Annotated in this window: 25 protein-coding genes; 16 read left to right on the top strand and 9 right to left on the bottom strand. The window is 72.5% G+C overall.

Features of this window, described 5'->3' with window-relative positions:
* Positions 1–170 precede the first annotated feature (170 nt).
* Positions 171–446, top strand: a complete 276-nt coding sequence (locus ACWCSU_RS10895) for a dihydrofolate reductase family protein (RefSeq protein ID WP_449934865.1) — start codon at positions 171–173, stop codon at positions 444–446.
* A 138-nt stretch (positions 447–584) separates the two neighbouring features.
* Here ACWCSU_RS10895 and ACWCSU_RS10890 read toward each other — a convergent pair whose 3' ends face one another.
* Together ACWCSU_RS10890 and ACWCSU_RS10885 are read right to left on the bottom strand one after the other, a co-directional pair.
* A complete protein-coding gene (locus ACWCSU_RS10890) occupies positions 585–1160 on the bottom strand; it encodes a Uma2 family endonuclease (RefSeq protein WP_449934864.1) in 576 nt (191 codons plus the stop codon).
* A gap of 42 nt (positions 1161–1202) precedes the next feature.
* The gene (locus tag ACWCSU_RS10885; RefSeq protein ID WP_357704497.1) at positions 1203–1808 is read right to left on the bottom strand and encodes a hypothetical protein; all 606 of its coding nucleotides are present in this window, start codon (positions 1806–1808) and stop codon (positions 1203–1205) included.
* 161 nt (positions 1809–1969) lie between these two features.
* On the opposite strand from ACWCSU_RS10885, the gene ACWCSU_RS10880 reads away from it, so the two are divergent.
* The 3 genes from ACWCSU_RS10880 to ACWCSU_RS10870 are packed head-to-tail and all read left to right on the top strand — an operon-like array spanning position 1970 to position 4483.
* Entirely contained in the window at positions 1970–2776 is an 807-nt protein-coding gene (locus tag ACWCSU_RS10880) for a glucose 1-dehydrogenase (RefSeq protein ID WP_449934863.1), read from the top strand.
* Complete coding sequence (locus ACWCSU_RS10875) at positions 2766–3677, top strand: alpha/beta hydrolase (RefSeq protein ID WP_449934862.1); 912 nt, start codon at positions 2766–2768, stop codon at positions 3675–3677. Before ACWCSU_RS10880 ends, ACWCSU_RS10875 begins: the two co-directional genes overlap by 11 nt.
* An 11-nt stretch (positions 3678–3688) precedes the next feature.
* On the top strand, positions 3689–4483 hold the full coding sequence (locus ACWCSU_RS10870) for an alpha/beta fold hydrolase (RefSeq protein WP_449934861.1): 795 nt from the start codon (positions 3689–3691) through the stop codon (positions 4481–4483).
* A gap of 101 nt (positions 4484–4584) precedes the next feature.
* Here the strand turns inward: ACWCSU_RS10870 and ACWCSU_RS10865 are convergent, their stop codons facing one another.
* Genes ACWCSU_RS10865 through ACWCSU_RS10855 form a run of 3 tightly spaced genes read right to left on the bottom strand, consistent with a single transcriptional unit; the run spans position 4585 to position 7291 of the window.
* Positions 4585–5715, bottom strand: coding sequence for a ScyD/ScyE family protein (locus ACWCSU_RS10865; RefSeq protein ID WP_449934860.1), 1131 nt, complete (start codon positions 5713–5715; stop codon positions 4585–4587).
* A 60-nt stretch (positions 5716–5775) separates the two neighbouring features.
* Positions 5776–6381 carry a DUF4126 domain-containing protein gene (locus ACWCSU_RS10860; RefSeq protein ID WP_357704507.1) on the bottom strand — a complete coding sequence of 202 codons (606 nt, stop codon included), beginning with the start codon at positions 6379–6381 and terminating at the stop codon, positions 5776–5778.
* 4 nt (positions 6382–6385) lie between these two features.
* Positions 6386–7291: a phosphotransferase gene (locus tag ACWCSU_RS10855; RefSeq protein ID WP_449934859.1), complete on the bottom strand. Its 906-nt coding sequence runs from the start codon at positions 7289–7291 to the stop codon at positions 6386–6388.
* Positions 7292–7359: 68 nt separating this feature from the next.
* Between ACWCSU_RS10855 and ACWCSU_RS10850 the strand changes: the two genes are divergently transcribed.
* A complete protein-coding gene (locus ACWCSU_RS10850; protein WP_449934858.1) occupies positions 7360–9744 on the top strand; it encodes a GcvT family protein in 2385 nt (794 codons plus the stop codon).
* Here the strand turns inward: ACWCSU_RS10850 and ACWCSU_RS10845 are convergent.
* The 3 genes from ACWCSU_RS10845 to ACWCSU_RS10835 form a co-directional block, all read right to left on the bottom strand.
* The gene (locus tag ACWCSU_RS10845) at positions 9707–10480 is read right to left on the bottom strand and encodes a GntR family transcriptional regulator (protein ID WP_357704513.1); all 774 of its coding nucleotides are present in this window, start codon (positions 10478–10480) and stop codon (positions 9707–9709) included. The two genes, ACWCSU_RS10850 and ACWCSU_RS10845, sit on opposite strands and share 38 nt — an antisense overlap.
* Before the next feature lie 35 nt (positions 10481–10515).
* Positions 10516–11634, bottom strand: coding sequence for an NAD(P)H-dependent flavin oxidoreductase (locus ACWCSU_RS10840; protein WP_449934857.1), 1119 nt, complete (start codon positions 11632–11634; stop codon positions 10516–10518).
* A gap of 67 nt (positions 11635–11701) precedes the next feature.
* Positions 11702–12385 (bottom strand): acyltransferase, encoded by a 684-nt coding sequence (locus tag ACWCSU_RS10835; protein ID WP_397039140.1) that lies wholly within the window; start codon positions 12383–12385, stop codon positions 11702–11704.
* Positions 12386–12495: 110 nt separating this feature from the next.
* On the opposite strand from ACWCSU_RS10835, the gene ACWCSU_RS10830 reads away from it, so the two are divergent.
* The 9 genes from ACWCSU_RS10830 to ACWCSU_RS10790 all read left to right on the top strand — a co-directional run bounded on the left by ACWCSU_RS10830 (position 12496) and on the right by ACWCSU_RS10790 (position 22095).
* On the top strand, positions 12496–14160 hold the full coding sequence (locus tag ACWCSU_RS10830; protein ID WP_449934856.1) for a CTP synthase: 1665 nt from the start codon (positions 12496–12498) through the stop codon (positions 14158–14160).
* Positions 14161–14236: 76 nt separating this feature from the next.
* A complete protein-coding gene (locus ACWCSU_RS10825; protein ID WP_357704521.1) occupies positions 14237–14845 on the top strand; it encodes an NUDIX hydrolase in 609 nt (202 codons plus the stop codon).
* A gap of 15 nt (positions 14846–14860) precedes the next feature.
* Positions 14861–15766, top strand: coding sequence for a site-specific tyrosine recombinase XerD (locus ACWCSU_RS10820; RefSeq protein WP_357704523.1), 906 nt, complete (start codon positions 14861–14863; stop codon positions 15764–15766).
* Between the two features lie 117 nt (positions 15767–15883).
* Positions 15884–16825, top strand: a complete 942-nt coding sequence (locus tag ACWCSU_RS10815; protein WP_125630250.1) for a ParA family protein — start codon at positions 15884–15886, stop codon at positions 16823–16825.
* Positions 16822–17643 (top strand): segregation and condensation protein A, encoded by an 822-nt coding sequence (locus ACWCSU_RS10810; RefSeq protein WP_364092585.1) that lies wholly within the window; start codon positions 16822–16824, stop codon positions 17641–17643. Before ACWCSU_RS10815 ends, ACWCSU_RS10810 begins: the two co-directional genes overlap by 4 nt.
* A gap of 250 nt (positions 17644–17893) precedes the next feature.
* The gene (scpB, locus tag ACWCSU_RS10805) at positions 17894–18499 is read left to right on the top strand and encodes an SMC-Scp complex subunit ScpB (RefSeq protein WP_449935100.1); all 606 of its coding nucleotides are present in this window, start codon (positions 17894–17896) and stop codon (positions 18497–18499) included.
* Positions 18496–20454: a pseudouridine synthase gene (locus ACWCSU_RS10800; RefSeq protein ID WP_449934855.1), complete on the top strand. Its 1959-nt coding sequence runs from the start codon at positions 18496–18498 to the stop codon at positions 20452–20454. The genes scpB and ACWCSU_RS10800 overlap by 4 nt, the downstream gene beginning before the upstream one ends.
* Before the next feature lie 69 nt (positions 20455–20523).
* Positions 20524–20883: a chorismate mutase gene (aroH, locus tag ACWCSU_RS10795; protein ID WP_357704530.1), complete on the top strand. Its 360-nt coding sequence runs from the start codon at positions 20524–20526 to the stop codon at positions 20881–20883.
* 117 nt (positions 20884–21000) lie between these two features.
* Entirely contained in the window at positions 21001–22095 is a 1095-nt protein-coding gene (locus ACWCSU_RS10790; RefSeq protein ID WP_357704532.1) for a prephenate dehydrogenase, read from the top strand.
* A gap of 40 nt (positions 22096–22135) precedes the next feature.
* Here ACWCSU_RS10790 and ACWCSU_RS10785 read toward each other — a convergent pair whose 3' ends face one another.
* Entirely contained in the window at positions 22136–22990 is an 855-nt protein-coding gene (locus ACWCSU_RS10785) for a glycosyltransferase family 2 protein (protein WP_449934854.1), read from the bottom strand.
* Positions 22991–23107: 117 nt separating this feature from the next.
* Between ACWCSU_RS10785 and ACWCSU_RS10780 the strand changes: the two genes are divergently transcribed.
* Entirely contained in the window at positions 23108–23713 is a 606-nt protein-coding gene (locus ACWCSU_RS10780) for a TetR/AcrR family transcriptional regulator (RefSeq protein WP_364092580.1), read from the top strand.
* A gap of 13 nt (positions 23714–23726) precedes the next feature.
* Positions 23727–25088 carry a carotenoid oxygenase family protein gene (locus tag ACWCSU_RS10775; protein WP_449934853.1) on the top strand — a complete coding sequence of 454 codons (1362 nt, stop codon included), beginning with the start codon at positions 23727–23729 and terminating at the stop codon, positions 25086–25088.
* Positions 25089–25119 lie beyond the last annotated feature (31 nt).

Here is a 25119-nt window from a genome sequence, read left to right as displayed (position 1 = left end):
GACGGTTCTGATGTCTGACCTACGTTCCGCGGCCTTCGATCCCCGCACGACCCGAGACCACGAAGACGCGCTCATGCGGAAGCTGATTGCGACAGTGTTCGACTACTCCCTCGACGGCCTGCTCGCCGACGAGGATGGGCCGCACCGCCTACGAGGGCATCGCCCCGGCTATGACGACCGCCACCGACCACCCGTTCGCCGACATCCTGACCGCCGGGCGCAAGGTCGTCTTCTCCCGGACCCTGAAGACGGCCGACTGGGCCAACACCATCATCGCCGCCGGCGACACGGCAGCCGAGATCGACAAGCTCCGGCTGGACGGCGACGGCCACATCCTGGTCTGGGGCGGTGTCGGCCTCTGGCGGTCGCTCATGCGGCTCGACCTGGTCTCCAGCTTCGCCTCCGACAGCGGGATCATGGAGTTGCAGTGCCGCCGGCACCGCTGACCCCTGCCGCGGCCCGTCCGCGCCGCCGAGGGGTCTCAGGACCGCCTGGGCCCCTCATGACCACCCTGACGGAGACGTAGGCCCCGGCGTCACGGAAGAGGAACTGGCCGCCGCGATCTACGCGAACTGGGGCCAGGCCTAGTCAGGCGGCCATCTCAGGTCGAGGTCGATGTCCACCTCGAACCCCACCGAGGCGCGCAACCGCTTGCGATGGATGCCGGTGGGGACGTAGGCCTTGACCGCCGGCTCCAGTTCGAAGGTGTAGACGACGGGCAGGCCGTCTTCCTGCTCCACCCGCCAGAAGTGCTTGATGCCGGCATCTGAGTACTTGATGGGTTTGGTGCTGCGATCGCGCTCCTGGGACTCCTCGGAGACCACCTCGGCGACGAGGTGCACATCCTCTGGACGGAAGGAAGTCGTCCTAGGCCCGATCGCCGACTTCTCCACCACCAGGATGTCCGGCTCCGGCCGCTGCCGTGGGCCCAGGGTGACGGTCATCTCACGCACGACCGCGAGATGCGCGGGCGGCTTCAGGGCATTCTCCAGCAACCTGACGGTGTACAGGTGAAAGGCGGTCCGCGGCGACGTCATGATGAGCGACCCGTCGATCAGCTCGACGTGCCGGGGCGCGCCAGGAGGAAGGTGATCGAGCATGTCGGCGGTCCAGCCGCCGGGTGGGCCGGGGTAGAACCACTCAGGAAGGGCTGTGTTCACGTGCCCCCTCCAAGGCAGCATTCGGCGAGCTCACGGTGACCGTCAGGAGTGGTCCTTGCGTTGTTCCATGGAGCGGCGGTAGAGCTCGTCGATCTGGTCCAGGGGGTCCGGGGGGCGGCGGCGGGCCTCGATCTCCAGCTCGGTACGGGAGTACAGCTCGTCGATGCCGGACGACGCGTGGTGCATCTGGTCGCCCAGGAGGTCGGCGCGGATGCGGGCGCACATGGCGGTCAGCTTGGCCTGGTGCTCGCGCAGCCGGTCGAGGGCGGCGTGGTCGATGTACGGCGAGACGCGGCGCTGCTGGGCGTACGTGGCGAGCTGGCCGTCGTGCACGTCGGCCTGGGCGGACAGGTCGGCCAGGAGCCGGGGCAGGTCGCCGAGGCCCCAGCCGCGCTGCTGGGCCTGTTCGACGGCCTGGCGGGTGAGGGCCATCTCGCGGCGCAGGTCGAGCCGGAGGCGTTCGACCTCGGCGGCGTCGCCGGTGCCCATGGCGTTGACGTGCGTGGTCAGCCGGGTGGTGGCCTGCCGGGCCTTCTTGGCGGCCTTCTTGCCCAGCTTGACCAGCAGGTAGATGCCCACGCCGGTCAGCAGCAGGAGAAACGCCAGGATGGCCAGCACGATGACAAGGAACTCGCTGATCTCCGCCACCTCCCGTGGAGTCGTTACCTAGAAGGATAGTTCGACGCCCGAGGGGTTCAACGCGTGGCGGGGATTCCGGGTTCCGGCGGCTCGGCCGAGCAAGCTCTTGATCAGGGACGTGGGCGCGTGTTTCAGTGCACATGGTCGATCGTCTCGGGTGAGGGGTGCGCGTGCTCGACGGCAAGGTAGTGATCATCACGGGCGGCGCCCGGGGCATGGGGGCGGCCACGGCGCGCCGGTGCGCGGCGAGCGGGGCACGGGTCGTGCTCACCGACGTGCTCACCGAGGAGGGGGCGGCCACCGCCGAGGACGTCGGGGGCATGTTCGTCCCGCACGACGTGCGGAATCCCGAGCAGTGGGCCGCGGTCGTGGACGCGACCGTCGAGGCGCACGGGCGGCTCGACGGGCTGGTGAACAACGCCGGGATCCCGACCGTGGGGTCGATCGAGCAGCAGTCCCTGGCCGAGTTCGAGCACGTGCTCCAGGTGAACCTGGTCGGCGTGTTCCTCGGGCTCAAGGCCGTGGCCGGGGCCATGCGGGCCTGCGGCGGCGGGGCCGTGGTGAACCTCTCGTCGGTCGCGGGGCTGACAGCGCTGCCCGGCACGGGCGGGTACGGCGCGTCGAAGTGGGGCGTACGCGGCCTGACCAAGATCGCGGCGCTGGAGTTCGGGCGCGACCGCATCCGGGTGAACTCGGTGCATCCCGGGATGATCGTCACGCCGATGACGACCTCGCTGGGCGCGATCTCGGGGGAGGGCACGTTCCCGCTGGCCGCCGCCGGGCGCTGGGGGGAGCCCGAGGAGGTCGCCGAGGCCATCGCGTTCCTGCTGTCGGACGCGGCCTCGTACGTCACGGGCGCGGAGCTGGCGATCGACGGCGGCTGGACGGCAGGGGAGACGTCGCTGCTCGGCGCCCTCCCGGGCGAGAGGCCCACTGCGGACGACAAAGCGGAGAAGGAGGCCGGGGATGGCCGTTGACGAGGCGACCCGCGCGGTCATCGACCTGATGAGCGAGTTCTTCCCCAAGGGGGAGGGCCCCTGGGACCCGGTGGCGGCGCGCCGCGTGCTGGCCTCGGTCCCGAGCCCCGACCCGCTGCCCGTGGGCCGGGTCGAGGACCGCGACGCGGCGGGCGTCCCGGTGCGGGTCTACTGGCCGCCGGAGGGCGCGGAGGGCGGGCGGCCTCTTGTCGTGTACTTCCACGGTGGCGGGTTCACGCTGGGATCGCTGGACAGCCATGACGGTGTCTGCCGCCAGATCTGCGCCGGGTCGGGGGCGGTCGTGGTCGCCGCCGACTACCGGCTCGCGCCCGAGCACCCCTATCCGGCCGCCGTCGAGGACGCCTTCGCCGTCACCCGGTGGGCCCACGAGCAGGCGGCCGGGCTCGGCGCCGACCCGGGTGCGCTGGTGGTGGCGGGCGACAGCGCGGGCGGCAACCTCGCCACCGTCACCTGCCTGCGGGCGCGCGAGGAGGACGGGCCGCCGATCGTGCTGCAGGTGCTGGTCTATCCCGCGACGGACGCCACCCGCCACTGGCGCTCGTACGACCAGAACGGCGAGGGATATTTCCTGACCACGGCGCACATGCGGTGGTTCTGGGACTGCTACCAGCCCGACCGGGAGCGGCGCGGGGAGCCGTACAGCTCGCCCCTGGGCGCGGACGTGAGCGGGCTGCCCCCGGCGCTGGTGATCACGGCCGGGCACGACCCGCTGCGCGACGAGGGCGAGGCGTACGCCCGCCACCTGCGCCACTGCGGGGTCGAGACGGAGACCGTCCGGTACGAGGGCCTGTTCCACGGCTTCTTCGGCACGGGCTCGGTCCTGCCCGCCGCCGCCGATGCCACGGACCGGGTGTGCGCCGCCATCCGCGCCCTCAAATAAGGGGATATTTCGTGCCGCACGCTGAAATTTCGCCAGCTCTCCGCCTCTTCTACACCGACGACGGCTCCGGCGACCCGCCGCTGCTGCTCGTGCACGGCTGGGGCGCCGACTCCCACCAGTGGTCCTGGCACATCGACGCCCTCGCCGCCCGTCACCGCGTCATCGCCGTGGACCTGCGCGGCCACGGCTACTCCACGGTGCCCGGGACCGGCAACACCCCGCGGGCGATGGCCGAGGACCTGAACGTGCTGCTCGACCGCCTGGACGTCCCCGTGGTGATCCCGGTCGGCCACTCGATGGGCGCCCAGGTCGTCTCGATCCTCGCGGTCGAGCACCCCGGGCGCGTACGGGCGCTGGTCACCCTCGACCCCGGCTACGGCATGGGCCAGGACCTCGCCGCGGCCTTCCCGGGCATGATCGCGGGCCTGCGCGGCGAGCGTCCGCACGCCGTCGCCGAGGAGATCGACCGCTGGTGCACCACCTCCGCGACCCCGGCCGTCATCCGGCGCTGGCACAAGCGCCGCCTGTACGGCATGCCCCCGCACGTGCTGGCCGAGGCGTTCGAGGCCATGTTCACCGCTCCGGGGGCCATCGGCGTGCGGCCGGCCAGTGACGACTACCTGGCCCGCAGGGACTGTCCGGTGTTGTCGATCTGGGCGGACCCCGAACGCGCGGCCTGGGAGGCCGGGCTGCTCAAGCACCCGGGGTCGAAGGTCGTCTGCTGGGAGGGCTCGGGCCACCGGCTGCACGAGGAGCGCCCGGCGGAGTTCGTCCGCCTGCTGGAGGGCTGGCTCAGGGCGCGGTGAAAGGCCTCCGGGCATGGTGAAGGGCCCGGCAGCGCGGACGCTGCTGCCGGGCCCTTCGTGTGAGCGCGCACACGGGGTTGGGGGCCATGGCGCTCACACGTCTATGAGGGCGGCTCCACCCGGACGATCTCGCCCTTGCCGGGGGTGAAGCCCTTGTTGGACACGTAGACCGACCCGTCGCCGGCGACGGCCATGCCCAGCGGCACGGTCAGCGTGCCCGGCTTGAGCAGCTCGGTGCGGCTGCCGTCGGCCTCGATGCGGTAGAGCGACGTACGGGGCTGCTGGTCGGAGGGCACCGGGCCGACCGAGCCGAGCACGAGCAGACGGCCCGCGCCGTCGAAGGCGACGTCGACCGCGGTGGTGAAGCCCTTGACGGCGGTCTCGGCCTTCTTGCCGGCCAGCCTGAACACCCTGGCCACGCCCTCGGGCTGCGGGAACCCGGCGTGCTCTGCGACGTAGTAGGAGCCGTCGGGGGCGGCCGCGATGCCCATCGGCACCGACTGCATCGGCACCTTGCCGCCCTTGGGCAGCTTCAGCATGGCCGGGGCCGCGACCTTGCGGGCGTGGAACACCGCCCGCAGCGTCACCTTGCCGGACGGGCTCACCTGGAGCACGTCGTTGCCGCCCACGTCCGTGACCAGCGCGCCGCCCTGAGGGGTCGGCACGACCGCGAACGGGTACGAGTCGATCGCGCTGCCCTTGTCCTTCTTGTCAGGGTTGTGCTTGACCTCGAACGCCAGCAGGTCGCCCATGACGGACGACTTCCCGTCCTTGATCTTCAGCAGCGTGCCCAGGGTCCTGCCCTTGGGGCCCAGACCGGCTCGCAGCTTGCCGTCGCCGCCCAGGCCGACGGGCACCAGCATGGAGCCGTCCTCGGCGAAGGCGACGTCGTGCGGGCCGGTGCCGAGCCCGTCGGAGCCGGCCGAGGGCAGGTCCTTGACCACGGTGGTCAGCGTGCCGCCGGCCAGCTTGGAGATCTTGCCGGTCAGGCCGAGGCAGACCTTGCTCGCCTTGCCGCCCGGCTCGGCGGGCACGGTCGCGCACCTGATCTTCCCGCCGGAGCCCGACTCGGCGACGTACAGGGCGCCGTCGGGGCCGAAGGCCAGGCCGCGCGGGCCGTCGAGCTTGGAGGCGACGACCGTGACGCTCGCCGACGCCGACGCCGGGACGGGCGCGAGCGACGCGGCCAGCCCGAGAGCAGCGACTCCCCCCGTGATGATGACTCGCTTCATGAGGGAACACCGTAGGAGCGCGGGACGGGGCAGCGGATCAGCCCGCAGGGTGAGGCGTCCTCAGCCTGGCGGTGGATTTCTCCTGATCCTGCGCCGGGCACGCAGCCGGCGTACCCGCCTGAAGGTCCACCACGCGAGCAGGGCGAGCAGCAGCAGCACGACGACCACCAGCAGGGGCAGGAACACCGCGATCAGGCTCATGCCGAGCGAGCCGGCGTCCTCGGCGGTGCTGACCACGGGCGCGCCCACCCCCGCCGTGCCCGCGTTGATCACCGGACGGGCCGTCGCCTTCAGCGTGTGGACGGCCAGCGCCATCACGATGCCCAGCAGCCAGCCGGCCCACGGGTTCTCCGCCATCCAGGTCGAGTGGTCGAGCTCGGCGGCGGCGTTGGTGGCGGAGAAGACCACGCCGCCCGCGGCCGGGCGCACCACGGTCTGGACGGCGTCGTTGACGGTGTCGACGGCCGGCACCTTGTCCAGGACCATCTCGGCGACCAGCAGCACGGCGATGATCGCCAGCACGCCCCAGTTCGACAGCCAGGCGTAGCCGTCGGGCAGCTTCACCCGGTCGGTGAGGTTGGCCAGCACGCCCACGACCAGGAGGGGGATGTAGGCGTTCAGGCCGGCGGCGGTGGACAGCCCGAGACCGGTCAGCGCGGCGAACATCCCCCTAGTCTGCCCCCGCCGCGGCCTCCATCACGCGCGCCAGCCCCGGCCGGGTGAACTCGGCCGCCGCGCGCTCGTACTTCTCCATGCCCCAGGACCAGAAGTCGAAGTCGATCGTGTCGTTGGCGCCGTCCTGGATCGAGGCCCACAGGGTCCAGCCGTACTTGGACATGAGGCCGAACAGTCGAGCGCGGGCGATCTTGTGGCGGAGGCGGCGGCCGTAGTAGGCGGTGACGAGTTCGTCCAGGTGGCCGGGCGGCAGGTCGGCCTCGCTCCAGAGGTTGCCGAGCTCGAAGCAGGGGTCGTTGTTGCCGGCGTACTCGTAGTCGATGAGGTGGAGGCGGTCGCCGCACTCGACGATGTTGCCGGGGAGAAGATCGTTGTGGCAGGGGACGATGGGCTCGGCACGTACCGCCAGACATTTCCTGATTTCTTCGGCGGCGGGCATGAAGTCGAGATATTTCGCAGGAAGTCGAAAACCTCGCTCCTGGACGATCCGCAGATACCCCCGCTGCACCTCGAACATGTCGAAGTCCCGGACGAAACGCGGCCCCGCGTGCAGCCGCCGGCACACCTCCGCCACCCGCGGCAGGTTCTCCGGCTCCCACAGGTCGGCCTCGGTGAACGTCCGGCCCGGCAGGAACCCGATCACGATCACGCCCGCGTCCGGCAGGTAGCCGTGCACGGGCGCCCCCACCCCGGCCCGCGCGGCGGCGAGCGAGTCGGCGTGCTCGGCGTCCTTGTCGATGCCCAGCAGGGAGCCGTCGCTGGCGGCCACGCGCACCACGTAGGCCCCGGCGGGGGTGGTGACCTTGTAGTTGCGGTTGGTCATCCCGCCGGGCAGCTCCTCGACGGAGCGCGGCAGGCCGGACAGCAGCGGGATGCGGTCGAGCACCTGGGCCAGAGCCATGGTCGATGCTAGCTCCGCCGTCGTAAACGGTCTAGACCTTTTACGGTACGGAGGTTAGCCTCGCGACCATGAGCGACTCGGCCCGCATCGTGATCATCGGCGGCGGGGTGGGCGGCGCGTCCGTCGCCTACCACCTCACCCGACGCGGCGAACGCGACGTCGTCCTGCTGGAGCGGGACGAGCTCACCAGCGGCTCCACCTTCCACTCGGCGGGCCTGGTCGGCCAGCTCCGCTCCGACCCCACCCTGACCCGGATGAACCAGTACTCCGTCGAGCTCTACCGCACCCTCGACGCCGGATGGACCGAGTGCGGCGGCGTCAAGCTGGCCTCCACGCCGGAGCGGATGGCCGAGATCCGCCGCCAGATCGGCTGGGCCAGGACGTTCGGGCTGCCGCTGGAGGAGATCTCGGTCGCCGAGGCGGTGGAGCTGTTCCCGCTGATGGACCCGTCCGGGGTGGTGGGGGCGGCGTACCTGCCGACCGACGGCCAGGTGGACCCCTCGATGTTGTGCTACGCCCTGGCCGCCCGCGCCCGCGAGGGCGGCGCCCGCCTGCGCACCCGTACGCGGGTGCTCGGCATCGACGTCGAGCGCGGGCGCGTCACCGGCGTGCGCACCGACCAGGGGGACATCGCCTGCGAGATCGTGGTCAACTGCGGCGGCATGTTCGCCGCCGAGATCGGCCGCATGGCCGGGGTGCGCGTCCCGATCGTGCCGATGTCCCACCAGTACGTCGTCACCGACGCCTGCCACGACCACGCCGTCCTGCCCACGCTGCGCGACCCCGACCTGCTCGTCTACTACCGGCAGGAGGTGCGCGGCCTGGTCATGGGCGGCTACGAGCGCACCTGCGCCCCCTGGACCGCCTCCGAGACCTCCTACGACGCCGTCCCGGCCGACTTCAACGGCAGGCTGCTGCCCGAGGACTGGCCGCGCCTGGAGGAGATCTCCGCCAACTCCCGGATCCGGGTGCCCGCGATGGCCGACGTCGGCATCCGCAAGCTGATCAACGGGCCCGAGGCGTTCACCCCGGACAACGAGTTCTGCCTGGGGGAGACCGAGGTGGGCGGGCTCTTCGTGGCGGCCGGGTTCTGCGCCCACGGCATCGCGGGCGCGGGCGGCATCGGCAAGGTCATGGCCGAGTGGATCGTCGAGGGCGACCCCGGCATGGACGTCCACCACATGGACGTACGCCGCTTCGGCGGCCGGTACCGGTCGCCGTCGTACACGGTCAAGCGCTCGGTCGAGAACTACGAGACGTACTACGACATCCGCTACCCGGGCCACGAGCGGGCGGCCGGCCGCCCGCTGCGGGTCTCGCCCGCCTACTCCTGGCACGCCGCCCACGGGGCCGTCTTCGGCGAGAAGGCGGGCTGGGAGCGGGTCAACCACTACTCCACCGGCCCGGCGGGCGAGGACGAACGCCCCCGCGGCTGGGCCGGACGCCTGTGGTCGCCCGCCGTCGGGGCCGAGCACCGCGCCACCCGTACCACGGCCGGGCTGTTCGACGAGAGCTCCTTCGCCAAGATCGAGGTCACCGGGCCGGACGCCGCGGGCCTGCTGGAATGGGTGTGCGACAACCGCGTCGCCCGCCAGGTGGGCGCCGTCACCTACACCCAGGCGCTGAACCGGCGCGGCGGCATCGAGTGCGACTTCACCGTCACCCGGCGCGGCGAGCAGGAGTTCCTGATCGTCACCGGCACCGCGTCCGGCTCCCACGACCTCGGCTGGCTGCGCAGGCAGGCCCGGCTCACCGGCTCGACGGCCAGGATCGCCGACGTCACCGGCCAGTACGCCTGCTTCGCCCTGTGGGGCCCCGAGGCCCGCGACATCCTGTCCGGGCTGACCCCGGACCCGCTGGACTTCCCGTTCATGTCGGCCCGCGAGCTCACCGTGGGGGACGTGCCCGCGCTGGCGCTGCGGGTGACGTTCGTCGGCGAGCCGGGCTGGGAGCTGTACTGCTCCAGCGAGTACGGGCTCGCGCTGTGGGAGACGCTGTGGCGGGCGGGCGAGCCGTACGGGCTGGCCGCGGGCGGTTACCGGGCCATCGACAGCCTGCGGCTGGAGAAGGGGTACCGGGTGTGGGGGGCCGACATCGGGCCCGAGACGACGCCGTACGAGGCCGGGCTCGGGTTCTGTGTCAAGCCGGACAAGGACTTCCTCGGCCGGGACGCCCTCGACCCCGACCCGGCCCGCCGGCTCCGCTGCCTGACCCTGTCCGACCCGCGGGCGGTCGCCCTGGGCAACGAGCCCGTACGGGTGGACGGGCGGGTCGTGGCCCGGGTCACCTCCGGCGGCTACGGGTACACGGTCGAGCAGTCGATCGCGTACGCGTACCTGCCGGCCGGGCCGGGGGCCGCGGTCGAGGCGGAGGTGGAGATCGAGGTCGAGGGGGAGTGGGTGCCGGGCGTCGTGGTCAGGGAGCCGCTGCTCGGCCCGGCGGGGTCGCGGTGACGCCGCTGCGCACCGACAGGCGTACCCGGTCGGGGCGGAACAGGTCGCGGGCGTGCTCGACCGGGGTGCCGTCGGCGGCGTAGGCCGTGCGCTCGATCCGCATGAGCGGCGCGCCCGCCGCGATGCCCAGCTCGGCCGCCTCCTCCGGCCCGGCGATCACCGGGTCGAGGTGCTCGACGGCGGTACGCGGCTCCAGGTCGTAGCGGGTGGCCAGCAGGGCGTAGAGGGAGCCGCCGAGGTCCTCGGCGAGGAATCCGGGCAGGGCGGGGAAGAAGGAACGTTCGAGAGCCACCGGCGAACGGCCCGCCGAGCGCACCCGGGCCACCTCGTGCACCGGCTCGCCCGGCTCGACGCCGAGCGCGGCGGCCACGGCGGCGGAGGCGGGCACGGTGGCGGCCGTCAGGATCCTCGCCTCGGCCCGCAGATGGGCGCGGCGCATCTGCTCGGTGAACCCGGCCAGGCCGGTCAGGTCGCACTCGATGCGCGGCTCGGCCACGAATGCCCCGCCCGACCTGCCGGGGAGCCTGATCAGCACGCCGTCGTGTTCGAGGGTGGCCAGGGCCTGGCGCAGGGTCATCCGGCTCACGCCGAGGCGGGCGGCCAGCTCCCGTTCGCCGGGCAGCCGGTCGCCCGGCGCCATCTCGCCGGAGGAGATGGCCTCCAGCAGCCACTGCTCGATCTGCGTGTGCGCGGGAACCCCGGTGCCACGCTCCAGCTCAGGCGGTGTCCCGACCACACGCGCATGCTATCGGGCCATACGGGAGGAACCAGTCAGGAGGACGAGAGGCGGGCCACGGCCTCGGTGAACTCGCTGATCATGTCGTACACCACGTCACGGGCCGGCCGGACCCGGTCGAGCTGGCCCACCACCTGCCCCACGTAGTAGGTGACGAGTTCCAGGGCGCCGGGGTCGCCGCGGTCGGCCGCCGCGCCGATGCGGGCCATCGCCCCCTCGGCCAGCAGCAGTTGCAGGGGCATGCCCAGCGGTCCGGGACTCTCCGGCCCGTCGTCCCACTCCTCGGTCCAGGCCGACCTGAGCTGCCGCGCCGGCTTGCCCGTACGCGAGCGCGACCGCACGGTGTCCAGCGAAGAGGCGGCCAGCAGCTTGCGCCGGAGCGCGGGCGAGGTCTCGGACTCCTCGGTCGTCAGCCACACCGAGCCGCACCACACGCCCTCGGCCCCGAGCGCCATGGCCGCGGCCATCTGGCGTCCGGAGGCGATGCCGCCCGCGGCCAGCACGGGCACCGGCGCGACCGCGTCCACGACCTGCGGGACGAGCACCATCGTGGAGATCTCGCCGGTGTGCCCGCCCGCCTCGGAGCCCTGGGCCACGACGATGTCCGCCCCGGCCGCCACCTGCCTGCGCGCGTGCTCCACGGTCCCGACCAGCGCGGCCACCGGCACGCCCGCCTTCCTGGCGCTCGCGAGCATCTCCGGCGGCGGCGGGCCGAGCGCGCTGGCGATGAGCCCGATCGGGTGCTTGAGCGCCACGTCGATCAGCGCGGTCGCCCCGGAGGCCGTCACCCGCCTGCCGAACTCGTCGGCGACGGCGCTCAGCGGCTGCGGCGGCGCGTTCACGCCGTACTTCGACAGCAGGTGGGTGACGAAGTCGCGGTGGCGGTCGGGCACGAAGTCCAGCAGATGGGCCCGCAGGTCGAGCGCCGAGGCGTCGATCCGGCCCGGGACGAGCACGTCCACCCCGTACGGCCGCCCGCCCACCCGCTCGTCGATCCACGTCAGCTCGGCGTCGAGCCGCTCCGGCGCGTACGCGACGGCCCCCAGCACCCCGAACCCGCCCGCGTTCGTGACCGCGGCCACCACGTCGCGGCAGTGGCTGAAGGCGAACAACGGGAACTCGACGCCCAGGCGCTCACAGATGGCGGTCCGCATGCACCGACGCTAACCTCCAGAAGCTTGTTCGGTCCATCCCCCGACCGGCAGGACGTCGCCCGGCGCGTCAGGACGGCCCGGCCTGCCCGTCGAGCGCCAGGGCGATCGCTGCGGCGGCCTCCGCCGCGCCGGGGTCGTGCCAGCCCAGCTCGGGCGTGTAGCCGCGGACGCGCCTGGCGGGCACCCCGGCGACCACGCTGTGGTCGGGGAACTCGCCGCGCACCACCGCGCCCCCCGCCACCACGCACTGCCGCCCCAGGACCGTGCCCGGCAGGATGATCGCCCCCGTGCCGAGCCACGAGCCCGCGCCGATGGAGACCGGGCTGTTGCGCGGCCACTGCCGGCCGATCGGCGTCTCGGGGTCGTCGTAGACGTGGTTCTGGTCGGTGATGTAGACGTACGGGCCGGTGAAGACGTGGTCGCCGATGTCGATCGACTGGTGGGCCACGATGTGCGAGCCCCTGCCGATCGAGCACGAGCCGCCGATCCGCAGGATCGAGCCGGGGCCGAGCTCCAGGCCGGGCCACATGCCGCAGGAGATCGACACCCGCTCGCCGATCAGCGTGTGCTCGCCGATCTCGATCCACCGCTCGCCGAAGATCGCCCCCGGCGGGAAGGCGATGCTGACACCCTCGCCGATACGGCGGAAACGGTAACCTGCCGTGGAGTCCGGGGAGATCGCCCCGGCGTGCCGGATCGCCGCGTAGGCACGGTGAATCAGCGCACCCAAGGCCCGCCGTACAAGTGACATAGGGACCAAAGTTACCGCTAGGTCATGCCGTTCGGGCATGTGAGGGGCGTTGTTTGATATCCTGAGAGCCCGTGGACACTTCGGCCACACCACGAGCCACGGGAGCCCCTTTGCGCAGCGCATCGCAAACCAAGCATCTGTTCGTCACCGGCGGTGTCGCCTCCAGTCTTGGCAAGGGGCTCACCGCCTCCAGCCTCGGCCGCCTGCTCAAGGGGCGCGGCCTCCGGGTCACCATGCAGAAGCTCGACCCTTACCTCAACGTCGACCCCGGCACGATGAACCCGTTCCAGCACGGCGAGGTGTTCGTCACCGACGACGGCGCCGAGACCGACCTCGACGTCGGCCACTACGAGCGCTTCCTCGACACCGACCTGCACGGCTCGGCCAACGTCACCACCGGGCAGATCTACTCCAACGTCATCGCCAAGGAGCGGCGGGGCGAATACCTGGGCGACACCGTCCAGGTCATCCCGCACATCACCAACGAGATCAAGGACCGCATCCGCGGCATGGCCGGTCCCGACGTCGACATCGTGATCACCGAGGTCGGCGGCACGGTCGGCGACATCGAGTCGCTGCCGTTCCTGGAGGCCGTCCGCCAGATCAGGCACGAGGTCGGTCGCGACAACGTCTTCTTCCTGCACGTGTCGCTGCTGCCCTACATCGGCCCGTCCGGCGAGCTGAAGACCAAGCCGACCCAGCACAGCGTGGCCGCGCTGCGCAGCATCGGCATCCAGCCCGACGCGATCGTGCTGCGCTCCGACCGGCCCGTCCAGACGGCGATCAAGCGCAAGATCAGCCTCATGTGCGACGTCGACGAGGACGCCGTCGTCTCCGCCGTCGACGCCGCCTCCATCTACGACATCCCCAAGGTGCTGCACGCCGAGGGCCTCGACGCCTACGTCGTGCGCCGCCTCGGCCTGCCCTTCCGCGACGTCGACTGGAAGGAGTGGGAGCAGCTCCTGCGCCGCGTGCACCGCCCGGCCAAGGAGGTCACGATTGCGCTGGTCGGCAAGTACATCGACCTGCCCGACGCGTACCTGTCGGTCACCGAGGCGCTGCGCGCCGGCGGGTTCGCCAACGACGCGCGGGTCAACATCCGCTGGGTCAAGAGCGACGACTGCGAGACCCCCGAGGGCGCCGAGCGCGAGCTCGACGGCGTCGACGGCGTGCTGATCCCCGGCGGGTTCGGCGTGCGCGGCATCGAGGGCAAGATCGGCGCCATCCGCCACGCCCGGGAGGGCAGGATCCCGCTGCTCGGCATCTGCCTCGGCATGCAGGGCATGGTCATCGAGGCCGCCCGCAACATGGCCGGCATCGAGGACGCCAACTCCGCCGAGTTCGACCCCGACACCAAGCACGCGGTCATCTCCACCATGGCCGACCAGGAGGACGTCGTCGCCGGCGAGCGCGACATGGGCGGCACCATGCGGCTCGGCAGCTACACCGCCAAGCTCGGCGAGGGCACCCTGGCCAGGCAGCTCTACGGCGGCAAGGCCAAGGCCGACGAGCGCCACCGCCACAGGTACGAGGTCAACAACGCCTACCGCGACCGCCTGGAGAACGTCGGCCTGGTCTTCTCCGGCCTGTCGCCCGACGGCCGCCTGGTGGAGTACACCGAGCTGCCCGCCGACGTGCACCCGTTCTTCATCGGCACGCAGGCGCACCCCGAGTTCCGCTCGCGTCCCACCCGCGCCAACCCGATGTTCAAGGGCCTGATCGGCGCAGCCCTGGCCTACGCCGACAGCCGCGTGAGCACGAAGGTCGGCAAGTGAACGTCACCGGAGCGGCGAGCCTCGGTCCGCAGGCGGTGGCTCCCGTGACCACGGAGGACCGGAAGCGAGTGCGAGCATGATCAGAGACACGCCCGAGGCGTGGGACGTCGTCGCGTCCAAGGAGCACTTCCAGGGCTACGTGATCAAGGTCGTCACCGACACGGTCAAGATGCCCCAGGACGAGGTCGCCGACCGCGACTACGTCGTCCACCCGGGCTCGGTCGCCGTGCTCGCGCTCGACGACCGCGACCGCGTCCTGATGATCAGGCAGTACCGCCACCCCACCCGGCAGCTCATGTGGGAGCTGCCGGCCGGCCTCCGCGACGTGGCGGGCGAACCGCTCGCCACCACAGCGGCCCGCGAGCTCGCCGAGGAGTCCGGCTACCGCGCCGACACCTGGCACACCCTGGTCGACCTGCGTTCCTCTCCCGGCATGACCGACGAGCGGATCAGGGTCTTCCTGGCCCGCGGCCTGAGCAGGATCCCCGACGAGGAGAACACCTTCGTCCACCGGCACGAGGAGATCGGCATGCCGGTCGAATGGGTGCCGCTGGCCGACGCGGTCGAGAAGGCGCTCATGGGAATGATCCACAATTCCCCGGCCGTGGCCGGTATCCTCGCCGCATATGCGGCTTCGGTTGAGGGATTCGCCCTGTTGCGCCCCGCCGACGCCCCGGAGGCGTGACGGAAGGACCATGTCGTGGAGGCGGTGCTCTCCAGCTACCTCGCCCATCTGGCGGTGGAGCGGGGCCTGGCTGCCAACACGCTCGCGTCCTACCGCCGTGACCTGCGGCGATACTTCGAACATCTTCAGGCGCGGGGGCGGCTGAAGCTCGACGAGGTGGGGGAGGCCGACGTTCAGGCCTTCCTCGCCGCGCTGCGCGAGGGCGACCGGGAGCATCCCGCCCTCGTGGCCAGCTCGGCCGCCCGGGCCGTGTCGGCCGTACGCGGGCTCCACCGGTTCGCCCTGCGTGAAGGCGTCACGGCCCACGACCCCGCCCACGAGGTACGCCCGCCGCGCCAGCTCCGCAGGCTGCCCAAGGCGATCGCCGTCGACGAGGTCGAACGCCTCATCGCCGCCTCCGGCCCCGACGGCGCCCCGCTCACCCTGCGCAACCGCGCCCTGCTGGAGGTCCTGTACGGCACCGGCGCCCGCATCTCCGAGGCCGTCGGCCTGGCCGTCGACGACCTCGAACCCGACCAGGTGCGACTGCGCGGCAAGGGCGGCCGCACGCGCGTCGTCCCGCTCGGCCGCTACGCGCGCTCGGCCCTCGACGCCTACCTCGTCCGCGCCAGGCCCGGCCTGCTCGCCCACGGACGCGGCACCCCTGCGGTCTTCCTCAACGCCCGCGGCGGCCGCTTGACCAGGCAGGGGGCCTGGGAAGTGCTCCAGGCCGCCGCCGAACGCGCCGGTCTGGCCGGCGTCAGCCCGCACGTCCTGCGCCACTCCTTCGCCACCCACCTGCTCGACGGAGGCGCGGACGTCAGGGTGGTCCAGGAGCTGCTCGGTCACGCCTCGGTCACGACCACGCAGGTCTACACCTTGGTCACGGTCGACAAACTCCGCGAGGTCTACGCCGCGGCGCACCCGCGCGCCCGGCAGTGATCTATAGTCTTTTGCGCGTGCGCGGCGCCCCGGCGTGCCGCCTTGCCGCGTTTAGTGGTGACGCCATAGTGTCCGTCCGGACGGTCCGGTTCGGGATCGTCAGGGAGGTTCGAGCTGGTGACTGTGACGACCAAGGGTTCGACCCAGGGGACCCCCGACAACCCCTGGGGTGACACCAAGACCAACGCGCCTTCCAACGGCGTCAACCTGGGCCCCACCCAGCGCCCGCGACCGGTGTTCCCTGAACCGGTCCCGCCGCAGGTGCACGGGCCGGCGCGAGTGGTCGCGATGGTCAACCAGAAGGGCGGCGTCGGCAAGACGACCACCACCATCAACCTGGGCGCGGCGCTGGTCGAGTGCGGGCTGAAGGTGCTGCTGGTCGACTTCGACCCGCAGGGCGCGCTCTCGGTCGGCCTGGGCATCAACCCGCTCCAGCTCGACCTGACCGTCTACAACCTGCTGATGGACCGCGGGGTCACCGCCGAGGACGTCCTGCTGGAGACCGGCGTCGAGGGCCTCGACCTGCTGCCCAGCAACATCGACCTGTCGGCCGCCGAAGTGCAGCTCGTCACCGAGGTCGCCCGCGAGCAGGTGCTCGGTCGGGTGATCAAGCCGCTGCTGCCGCACTACGACGTCTGCCTCATCGACTGCCAGCCGTCGCTCGGCCTGCTCACCATCAACGCGCTGACCTGCGCCCACGGCGTCATGGTGCCGCTGGAGTGCGAGTTCTTCGCCCTGCGCGGCGTCGCGCTGCTCATGGACACCATCTCCAAGGTCCAGGAGCGTCTCAACGAAGACCTCGAGATCGAGGGCCTGCTCGCCACCATGTACGACGCCCGTACGCTGCACGGCCGCGAGGTGCTGGCCCGCGTGGTGGAGGCGTTCGGCGACAAGGTGTTCCACACGGTGATCAACCGTACGGTCCGCTTCCCCGACGCCACCGTCGCGGGCGAGCCGATCACCACCTTCGACCCGTCGTCCCTCGGCGCCAACGCCTACCGCGAACTGGCCCGCGAGGTGCTCTCGCGTTGGCCGGCGCCTGCGACAATGGCCAGGTGACCGCAGAGCAGACCGAGGCCCCCCAAGGCTTCCAGGTTCACCTGGACGTCTTCGAGGGCCCCTTCGACCTGCTCCTCGGCCTGATCGCCAAGCACAAGCTCGACATCACCGAGGTCTCGCTCTCCAAGGTCACCGACGAGTTCATCGCCTACATCCGGTCCAGGGGCCCGGAGTGGGACCTCGACCAGACCAGCCACTTCCTGCTGGTCGCGGCCACGCTGCTCGACCTCAAGGCGGCCCGGCTGCTGCCCTCCGGCGAGGTGGAGGACGAAGAGGACCTCGCGCTCCTGGAGGCCAGAGACCTGCTGTTCGCCCGGCTGCTGCAGTACAAGGCGTACAAGGAGGTCGTGAAGGTCTTCGCGGGGCGGATGGCCGAGGAGGGGCTGCGCTTCCCCCGTACGGTGTCGCTGGAGCCGCAGTTCGCCGACCTCCTGCCCGAGCTCATCCTCGGGATCGGGCCCGAGCAGCTCGCCCGCATCGCGGCCAAGGCGTTCACCCCGAAACTTCCGCCCACGGTCAGCGTCGGCCACATCTACCAGCCTCTGGCCAGCGTCAAGGAGCAGGCGGCCATCCTGGTCATGCACCTGCGCCGGATGCGCCGGGCCACCTTCCGCGCGCTGACGGCCGACTGCGAGGGCACCTTCGAGGTCATCGCCCGCTTCCTGGCCGTGCTGGAGCTGTTCAGGGAGTCGGCGGTGACGTTCGAGCAGGTCGAGGCGCTGGGAGAGCTCCACGTGACCTGGACGGGCGCCGACGACGGCGACGTCGCGGTGGGCGACGACTACGAGGAATCCGCGGAGAAACCATCGAATGACTGACAACCCCAACCCCCTTCCAGGCCCCCGCAAGGCCCCCGATTCCGGGTCGCCGCTGCCCGCCTGGATGACCCTCCCTGGCTCCCTCGTCCAGCCCGCCTCCCCGGAGGAGTCGCCCGCCCTGCCCTCCGGCCCCGACCTCCCGGTCGCGCCGCCGAAGCCCTCGCCGTCGCCCGAGTCGTCCTTCCCGGAGTCGCCTTCCGCCGGCCCCGAGCGGCCCTCGGACACCGCCGCGCCTTCCGAGGCCGCGCCGGTGAGCGTCGCCGACCGGGAGGAGGACCGGCAGGACGCCCCGGAGGAGGAGGCTCAGGCGGCGGGGCCCGCTCTTGAGGCGGCCCTGGAGGCCATCCTGATGGTCGTCGACGAGCCCGTCGCCGAGATCACGCTGGCCCAGGTGCTGGAGCGCCCCACCCACGAGGTCGCGGCGGCACTCAGAGGGCTGGCGAAGGAATATACCGACGCCGGGCGGGGTTTTGATCTGCGGGAAGTCGCGGGTGGCTGGCGTTTCTACACGCGGGCCGACTGCGCGGCGCTGGTCGAGCGGTTCGTCCGCGACGGCCAGCAGACGCGGCTGACCCAGGCCGCGCTGGAGACCCTCGCGGTCGTGGCCTACCGGCAACCGGTGAGCCGCGCCCGCGTCGCCGCCGTACGCGGCGTCAACAGCGACGGCGTCATGCGGACGCTCGTCGCCAGGGGGCTGGTCGAAGAGGCCGGCACCGACCCGGAGAGCCAGGCAGTGCTCTACCGGACAAGCTCATACTTCCTGGAACGTCTGGGACTGCGGGACCTCAGCGAGCTTCCCGAGCTCGCTCCCTTCCTCCCCGACGACGTGGAGAACCTTGAGGAGACAACAAAGTGATCAACAGGCGCAGCACCCCGTCCGGTGATGGACGCGGTCGTGGACGTACCGGCGGCTCCGGCCGCGGCGGGCGTCCCGCCTTCCGCTCCGACGACAACCGCCGCGACACCTTCGGCGGCGGCTTCGGCGGGGACGACCCCCGCCGCGACTCCCTCCGCGCGGACCGCGGCGGAGCCCGCCCCCGCTACGGCGACCGCGACGACCGCGCCCGCTACGGCGACCGCGACGACCGCGCCCGCCAGGACTCCGGCCCCCGCGGCGGCGACCGCTCCGGCCGTCCCGCCTCCGGTGGCGACCGCTCCGGGCGTTCCGGCGGCGAGCGTTCCGGCCGGCCCGGCTTCGGCGGTGACCGTTCCGGTCGCCCCGCCTCCGGTGGCGACCGCTTCGGCCGTTCCGGCGGCGACCGCGACGGCTACTCGCGCGGCGACCGCGCGGACCGTCCGGCGCGTGACGACCGCGACGACCGCTACCAGCGCGCCGACCGGCCGGCCGGCGGCGACCGCTTCCGTGACGACCGCGGTGACCGCGGCCCGCGTGGCGACCGTTTCGAGCGTCCCCGTCATGAGGGTGGCGACCGTCCTCGTCGTGAGGGCGGTTTCGAGCGTCCGCGTCGTGAGGGTGGCGACCGGCCGCGTGGCGAGGGCTTCGGCGGGGCTGCCCGGTCCGGCGACCGGGGCAGGTTCGGCGACGACCGGCGCGGCGGCTACGGCGGCGACCGGCGTGGTGAGCGCAGTGGTTACGCCGGTGGCGAGCGCGGCGGGTACTCCGGCGACCGTGGCGGATACTCCGGCGAGCGCGGTGGCCCCTCGGGTGACCGGGGCGGGTTCTCCGGCGGTCGTGGCGGGTCTTCCGCCGGCCGCGGTGGTTATGCGGGCGAGCGGCGCGGTTACGCCGACTCCCGTGGCGGCGCACGTCCCGCACGTGGCGGCGACGGCGAGCGTCAGGAGCGCGGCGGCTTCCGTGCCGACCGCGGCGGGCGCAGGGACGAGGCGCCTCGCTCGGCCGGCGCGGGCAACACCCGTGCCCGGTTCGGCAGGCGCGAGGACAACCCGCGCGGGCAGCAGCCGCGTACCCCGAGGCGCGACGACGTGCAGACGCTCGGCGGCGGACGGCCTGCGGCCGGCTCCCAGAGCCCCCAGGCCAGGCGCGTCAAGGCCGCCCGCCAGCCGCTGCGCGACCGTGCCTTCTACGACGACGACTACACCGACGAGCGCGACACCACCGAGGTCCCCAACGGCGTGCGCCTGCAGAAGGTGCTCGCCCAGGCGGGCGTGGCCAGCAGGCGCGCCTGCGAGGAGATGATCGGCGACGGCCGCGTCACGGTCAACGGCCAGGTCGTCCGCCGGTTCGGCGCCAAGGTCGACCCCGCGACCCAGGTCATCCACGTCGACGGCAAGCGCATCCCGACCGCCCCCGACCTGGTCTACTACGCCCTCAACAAGCCGATCGGCGTCGTGTCCACCATGGACGACCCGCAGGGCCGCCCGTGCCTGGCCGACTACGTCGAGGAGCTGGCGCCGCGGCTGTTCCACGTCGGCCGGCTCGACACCGAGACCGAGGGCCTGCTGCTGCTCACCAACGACGGCGAGCTGGCCAACCGGCTGACGCACCCCAGCTACGGGGTGCAGAAGAAGTACTGGGCCAAGGTGCCGGGGCCGATCCCGCGCGACCTCGGCCGCAGGCTCCGTCAGGGCATCGAGCTGGAGGACGGCATCGCCAAGGCCGACAGCTTCGCCATCGTGCAGGAGCACGGCCAGCAGGCGCTGGTCGAGGTGGTGCTGCACGAGGGCCGCAAGCACGTCGTCAGGCGCATGCTGGAGGAGGCCGGTCACCGGGTGATCGACCTGGCCAGGATCGAGTTCGGCCCGGTGAAGCTGGGCCGCACCAAGGCCGGCACGGTCCGCGCGCTGACCTTGAAGGAGGTCGGCGAACTTTACGCGGCCGTGAAGCTGTAATCTGGCCGGAACGCAGGAGCCCGTGCGTATCTCGCACGGGCTCTCCCGCTATGGAGGGGGACAAGGCGCATGGTGCGGGCGATCCGCGGGGCGATCCAGCTGGACGCCGACGACCGTGACTCGATCATCCAGGGGACGACCGAGCTGGTCCAGGCGCTCATGGAGCGCAACAGCCTCACCACGGACGACGTGATCAGCGTGCTGTTCACCGCCACCCCCGACCTGACCGCCGAGTTCCCCGCCCTGGCGGCGCGCAAGCTGGGTTTCCACGACGTCCCGCTGATCTGCTGCACCGAGATCGACGTGCCGGGCGCGCTGCCCCGCGTGGTGCGCCTGATGGCCCATGTGGAGACCGACCGTCCGCGGGCAGAGATGCAGCATGTGTATCTGCGGGGCGCGGTCGCGCTGCGGCAGGACATCGCCCAGTAGGCGCGCCTGCCGCGAGCCGGATCGCCGTGCGGCGTCCGCCTGGCGGAGTCGTACGGCACCTGCCTGGCGGACACGACAGGCAACACTCTCACCAGCCCGATAAATCAGGACATCGATATGGCCTCGGAACTCCGTACCGTGCTCGTCGTCGGCACCGGTCTCATCGGCACCTCGGCGGCCCTGGCGCTGCGCAAGCACGACGTGCGCGTGCTGCTCGCCGACCGTGACGCGGCCGCCGTGCGGCTGGCCAGGGAGCTGGGCGCGGGCGAGGAGTGGGAGCCGGACCGGGCGCCCGCCGGGCAGGTGGACCTGGCGGTCATCGCGGTGCCCCCGGCCCACGTCGCCGACGAGCTGCTGAAGCTGCAGAAGCGCGGCGTGGCCCGGTTCTACACCGACGTCGCCAGCGTCAAGGCCGAGCCCATCAGTCAGGCCGCGCGGCTGGGCTGCGACCTGACGTCCTACGTCGCCTCCCACCCGCTGGCCGGGCGGGAGAAGTCCGGCCCGGGGGCGGCCAGGGCCGACCTGTTCCTCGGCCGGCCGTGGGCGTTGTGCCCGACCGGCGAGGCCGCGGCGGAGGCCAGGGCGGCGGTGCTGAGGCTGATCGAGCTGTGCGGGGCCAACCCCGTCGAGGTGGGCGCCGAGGAGCACGACCGCGCGGTCGCCGTCGTCTCGCACGCCCCCCACGTCGCCGCCTCGGCCGTGGCGGCCCGCCTGGCCGACGCCACCGAGGTCGCGCTCGGCCTGGCCGGGCAGGGGGTGCGCGACGTGACCAGGATCGCGGGCGGCGACCCCGGGCTCTGGCTCGGCATCCTGTCGGGCAACGCGACGCCGGTCGCCGAGGTGCTGGAGGCCGTCTCCCGTGACCTGGCCGAGGCCGCGACCGCGCTGCGCTCCCTGGCCGAGGGCGACGGCACCGCGAGCGGTGAACTGACCCATCTTCTGAAGCGCGGCGTCGCCGGGCACGGGCGCATCCCGGGCAAGCACGGCGGTCCCGCCCCGGCCTATGTGGTCGTCCAGGTGGTCATCGGTGACCGTCCCGGGCAGCTCGCGCGGCTGTTCCAGGTGTGCGACGAGGTCGGGGTCAACGTCGAGGACGTGCGGCTGGAGCACGCGCCGGGGCTGCCCCTGGGCATCGCTGAGCTGTGGGTCCAGCCGGACGCGGCCACGCCGCTCGCCGGAGCCCTGCGCGAACGCGGCTGGCAGGTTCCCTGATCACGGGACGCTGAGCACGACGGGCGGGCGCCGAGTCCCGTCAGTCGGCGGCCCGTTCCAGCCTGCGCCGGGCGCGTTCCACGGCGACCGGCAGGCCGCGCCGGGCGGCCAGGGCCCTGGGCAGCCGCCGTACGGCGGTGCGCAGCCCCCGGCGGCCCGCGGGACCGCCCAGCAGCGCCTGAAGGGACCGTCGGGCCACCACCGGCCACGGACGGCGCAGCACGGCGGTCAGCACGGCGTTGCGCGCCGCCAGCGCCTGCCTGCCGCGCGGGTCGCGGGAGGGTGACGGGTGGTGGTGGGCGACGACGTCTTCCACGTAGGCCAGCCCCCAGCCGCGCGCGGCCAGGTCCACGGCCAGCCGTTCCTCCTCGCCGAAGAAGAAGATCACGTCGTCGAAGCCGCCGGCGTCCAGGAACGCCTCCTTGCGCACGACGGCCCCGCAGGCCAGGAAGCCGAGCACGCTGGGTCCGGGCAGGTCGTCCTCGACGCCGAGCGGGGAGTCGCGCATCGCCTCCGAGACGGGGTCCAGCCGCTCCCGCGGCCCGACCAGCACGCGCGCGCCCAGCACCGCCAGGCGGGGATGGGCGTCCAGCACGTCGGCCGCCCGCTCCAGCGCGCCCGGCGCCCACCAGGAGTCGTCGTCGGCGAAGGCGACGTACGGGGTCCCGGCCAGTCGCACGCCGACGTTGCGCGCCGGCGCGCCGAGGTTGGCCCCCGCCTCGACCACGCGGACGTCGGGGAAGTGCTTGGCGACGAAACCGGCGGTCCCGTCGGTGGAGCCGTTGTCGACGAGGATCACCGGACTCGGGTGGCGGGGCAGCGTGCGGGCCAGCGAGCGGACCCGGTCCCTGGAGGCCACCACGACCGTGACCCGCGCTCGCTTCGTCTCCGTCACGCCGGACCTCTTACCTGGGCGGGCCCGCCTACTCCTCGCGGAAGGCATTGACGGTGGGCCGGGGGGAGGCGTACAAAGGACGGTAACAGCGTTACCGACAAGAAACGGTGTTACTCAATGGCGGTCACCGCGTACCGGCAAGCCCAGCAGGAAGGCCAGAGCGTGGTCAGGTCGGCCATCCTCGACGCCGCGAAGAGCCTGCTCGTCGCCGAGGGCCCGGCGGCGCTCACCGTACGGCGCATCTCGGGCCAGGTCGGCTGCTCCACGAAGGTGATCTACACCCTCTTCGGCGGCAAGGACGGCCTCAGCGAGGCGTTGTGGCTGGAGGGCTTCGCCCGGCTGGAGGCGCGGCTGCTGGCCGTCCCCGCCCAGGAGGACCCGCTCCCGGCGCTGCACGCGGGCCTGGCGGCCTACCGCGAGTACGCGCTGGACGAGCCCGACTACTACCGGGTCATGTTCCAGAACGCGATGCACGGCTTCCAGCCCGGTCCCGACGCGGTCACCGCCGGGCGGCGGACGTTCGACATCCTGGTCGAGGCCGTGGCCGCCTGCCTGGAGGCCGGACGGCTGCGCGGGGCCGCCGCCGGCGAGATAGCCGACGTGCTGTGGATGGCGATCCACGGCGCCGTGAGCCTGGAGATCTCCGGCTTCTTCGACAGCGCCGAGGCCGGACAGCGCTTCCTGCTGCTCTGCACCTCCGTGCTCACGCCGTTCCAGACCTGAGAGGAAGCGCACGATGACCACCACCCCCTTCCGCAACGGCTTCGCACCCGCGACGGAGGAGATCACGGCCTTCGACCTGGAGGTCACCGGCCGCATCCCCGCCGAGCTCGACGGTCGCTACCTGCGCAACGGGCCCAACCCGCTCAGCCTCGACGACCCGTCCGCCACCCACCTGTTCATGGGCGAGGGCATGGTGCACGGCGTGCGGCTGCGCGGCGGGCGGCCCGAGTGGTACCGCAACCGGTGGGTGCGCAACGCCGAGGTCGCCCGGCGGCTGGGCGGGACGCCGGCGCCGGGCCCGGTGCACGCGGGCATGGACTTCGCGGCCAACACGCACGTCATCGGCATCGCCGGGCGCACGTTCGCGACCGTGGAGGCGGGCGGGCTGCCGTACGAGCTGAGCTACGAGCTCGACACGGTCGGCGCGTGCGACTTCGTCGGCGGCCTGCCCGGCGGGTACGCCGCCCACACCCACCTCGACCCGGTCACCGGCGAGCTGCACGCCATGGCCTACTTCGCCGGCTGGGACCACCACCAGCACATCGTGATCGACCCCAAGGGCGTGGTGGCCCAGGTCAGGGACGTCCCGGTCGCCGACCGCCCGATGCTGCACGACTTCGCGCTGACCCGCCGATTCGTCGTGATCTACGACCTGCCGGTCACGCTCAGCATGGCCCACGCCGAGCGCGGCGCGCCGCTCCCGTACGCGTGGGACGACGCCCGCCCGGCCCGGCTCGGCCTGCTCTCGCGCGAGACCGGCGACGTGCGCTGGGTGGACATCGACCCGTGCTGGGTCTTCCACACGCTCAACGCCTACGACGACGGCGACGAGGTCGTGGTGGACGTCGTCCGCTACCCCAAGCGGTTCGTGGACGCCCGGCTCGACCTGGGCGGCGCGCCCACGCTCGACCGGTGGCGCGTCGACCCCGCCGCCGGCCGGGTCACCACCACCCGCCTGGACGACCGTCCGCAGGAGTTCCCGCGCATCGACGAGCGCCGCACCGGCAGCCCGTACCGCTACGGCTACACCTCGGCCGCCGCCGACCTGCACGACGTGATCTACCCGGCCGGCGCCGAGCTGGAGGACCTGCCCGACGAGGCGTTCGACAACACGCTCATCAAGCACGACCTGGAGCGCGGCACGCAGGAGTCGCGGCGGTTCGGGCGGGGCGCGTACGTGGGGGAGCCGGTGTTCGTGCCCTCCGGCGCCGCCGAGGACGACGGCTACCTGCTCACCTACGTCAACGACCCGGCCAGGGGAGCGGCCGACCTGGTGATCCTGTCGGCCCAGGACTTCACCGGCGAGCCGGTGGCCACCGTGCACCTGCCCGCCAGGGTACCGCTCGGCTTCCACGGGAGCTGGATCGCGGACTGACCGGAGGCGGTAGCCTCTTCAGGTTGGGGAA

It is taken from the genome of Nonomuraea sp. NPDC001699, from assembly GCF_053596455.1.
This window is presented reverse-complemented; position numbering and strand designations above follow the sequence as displayed.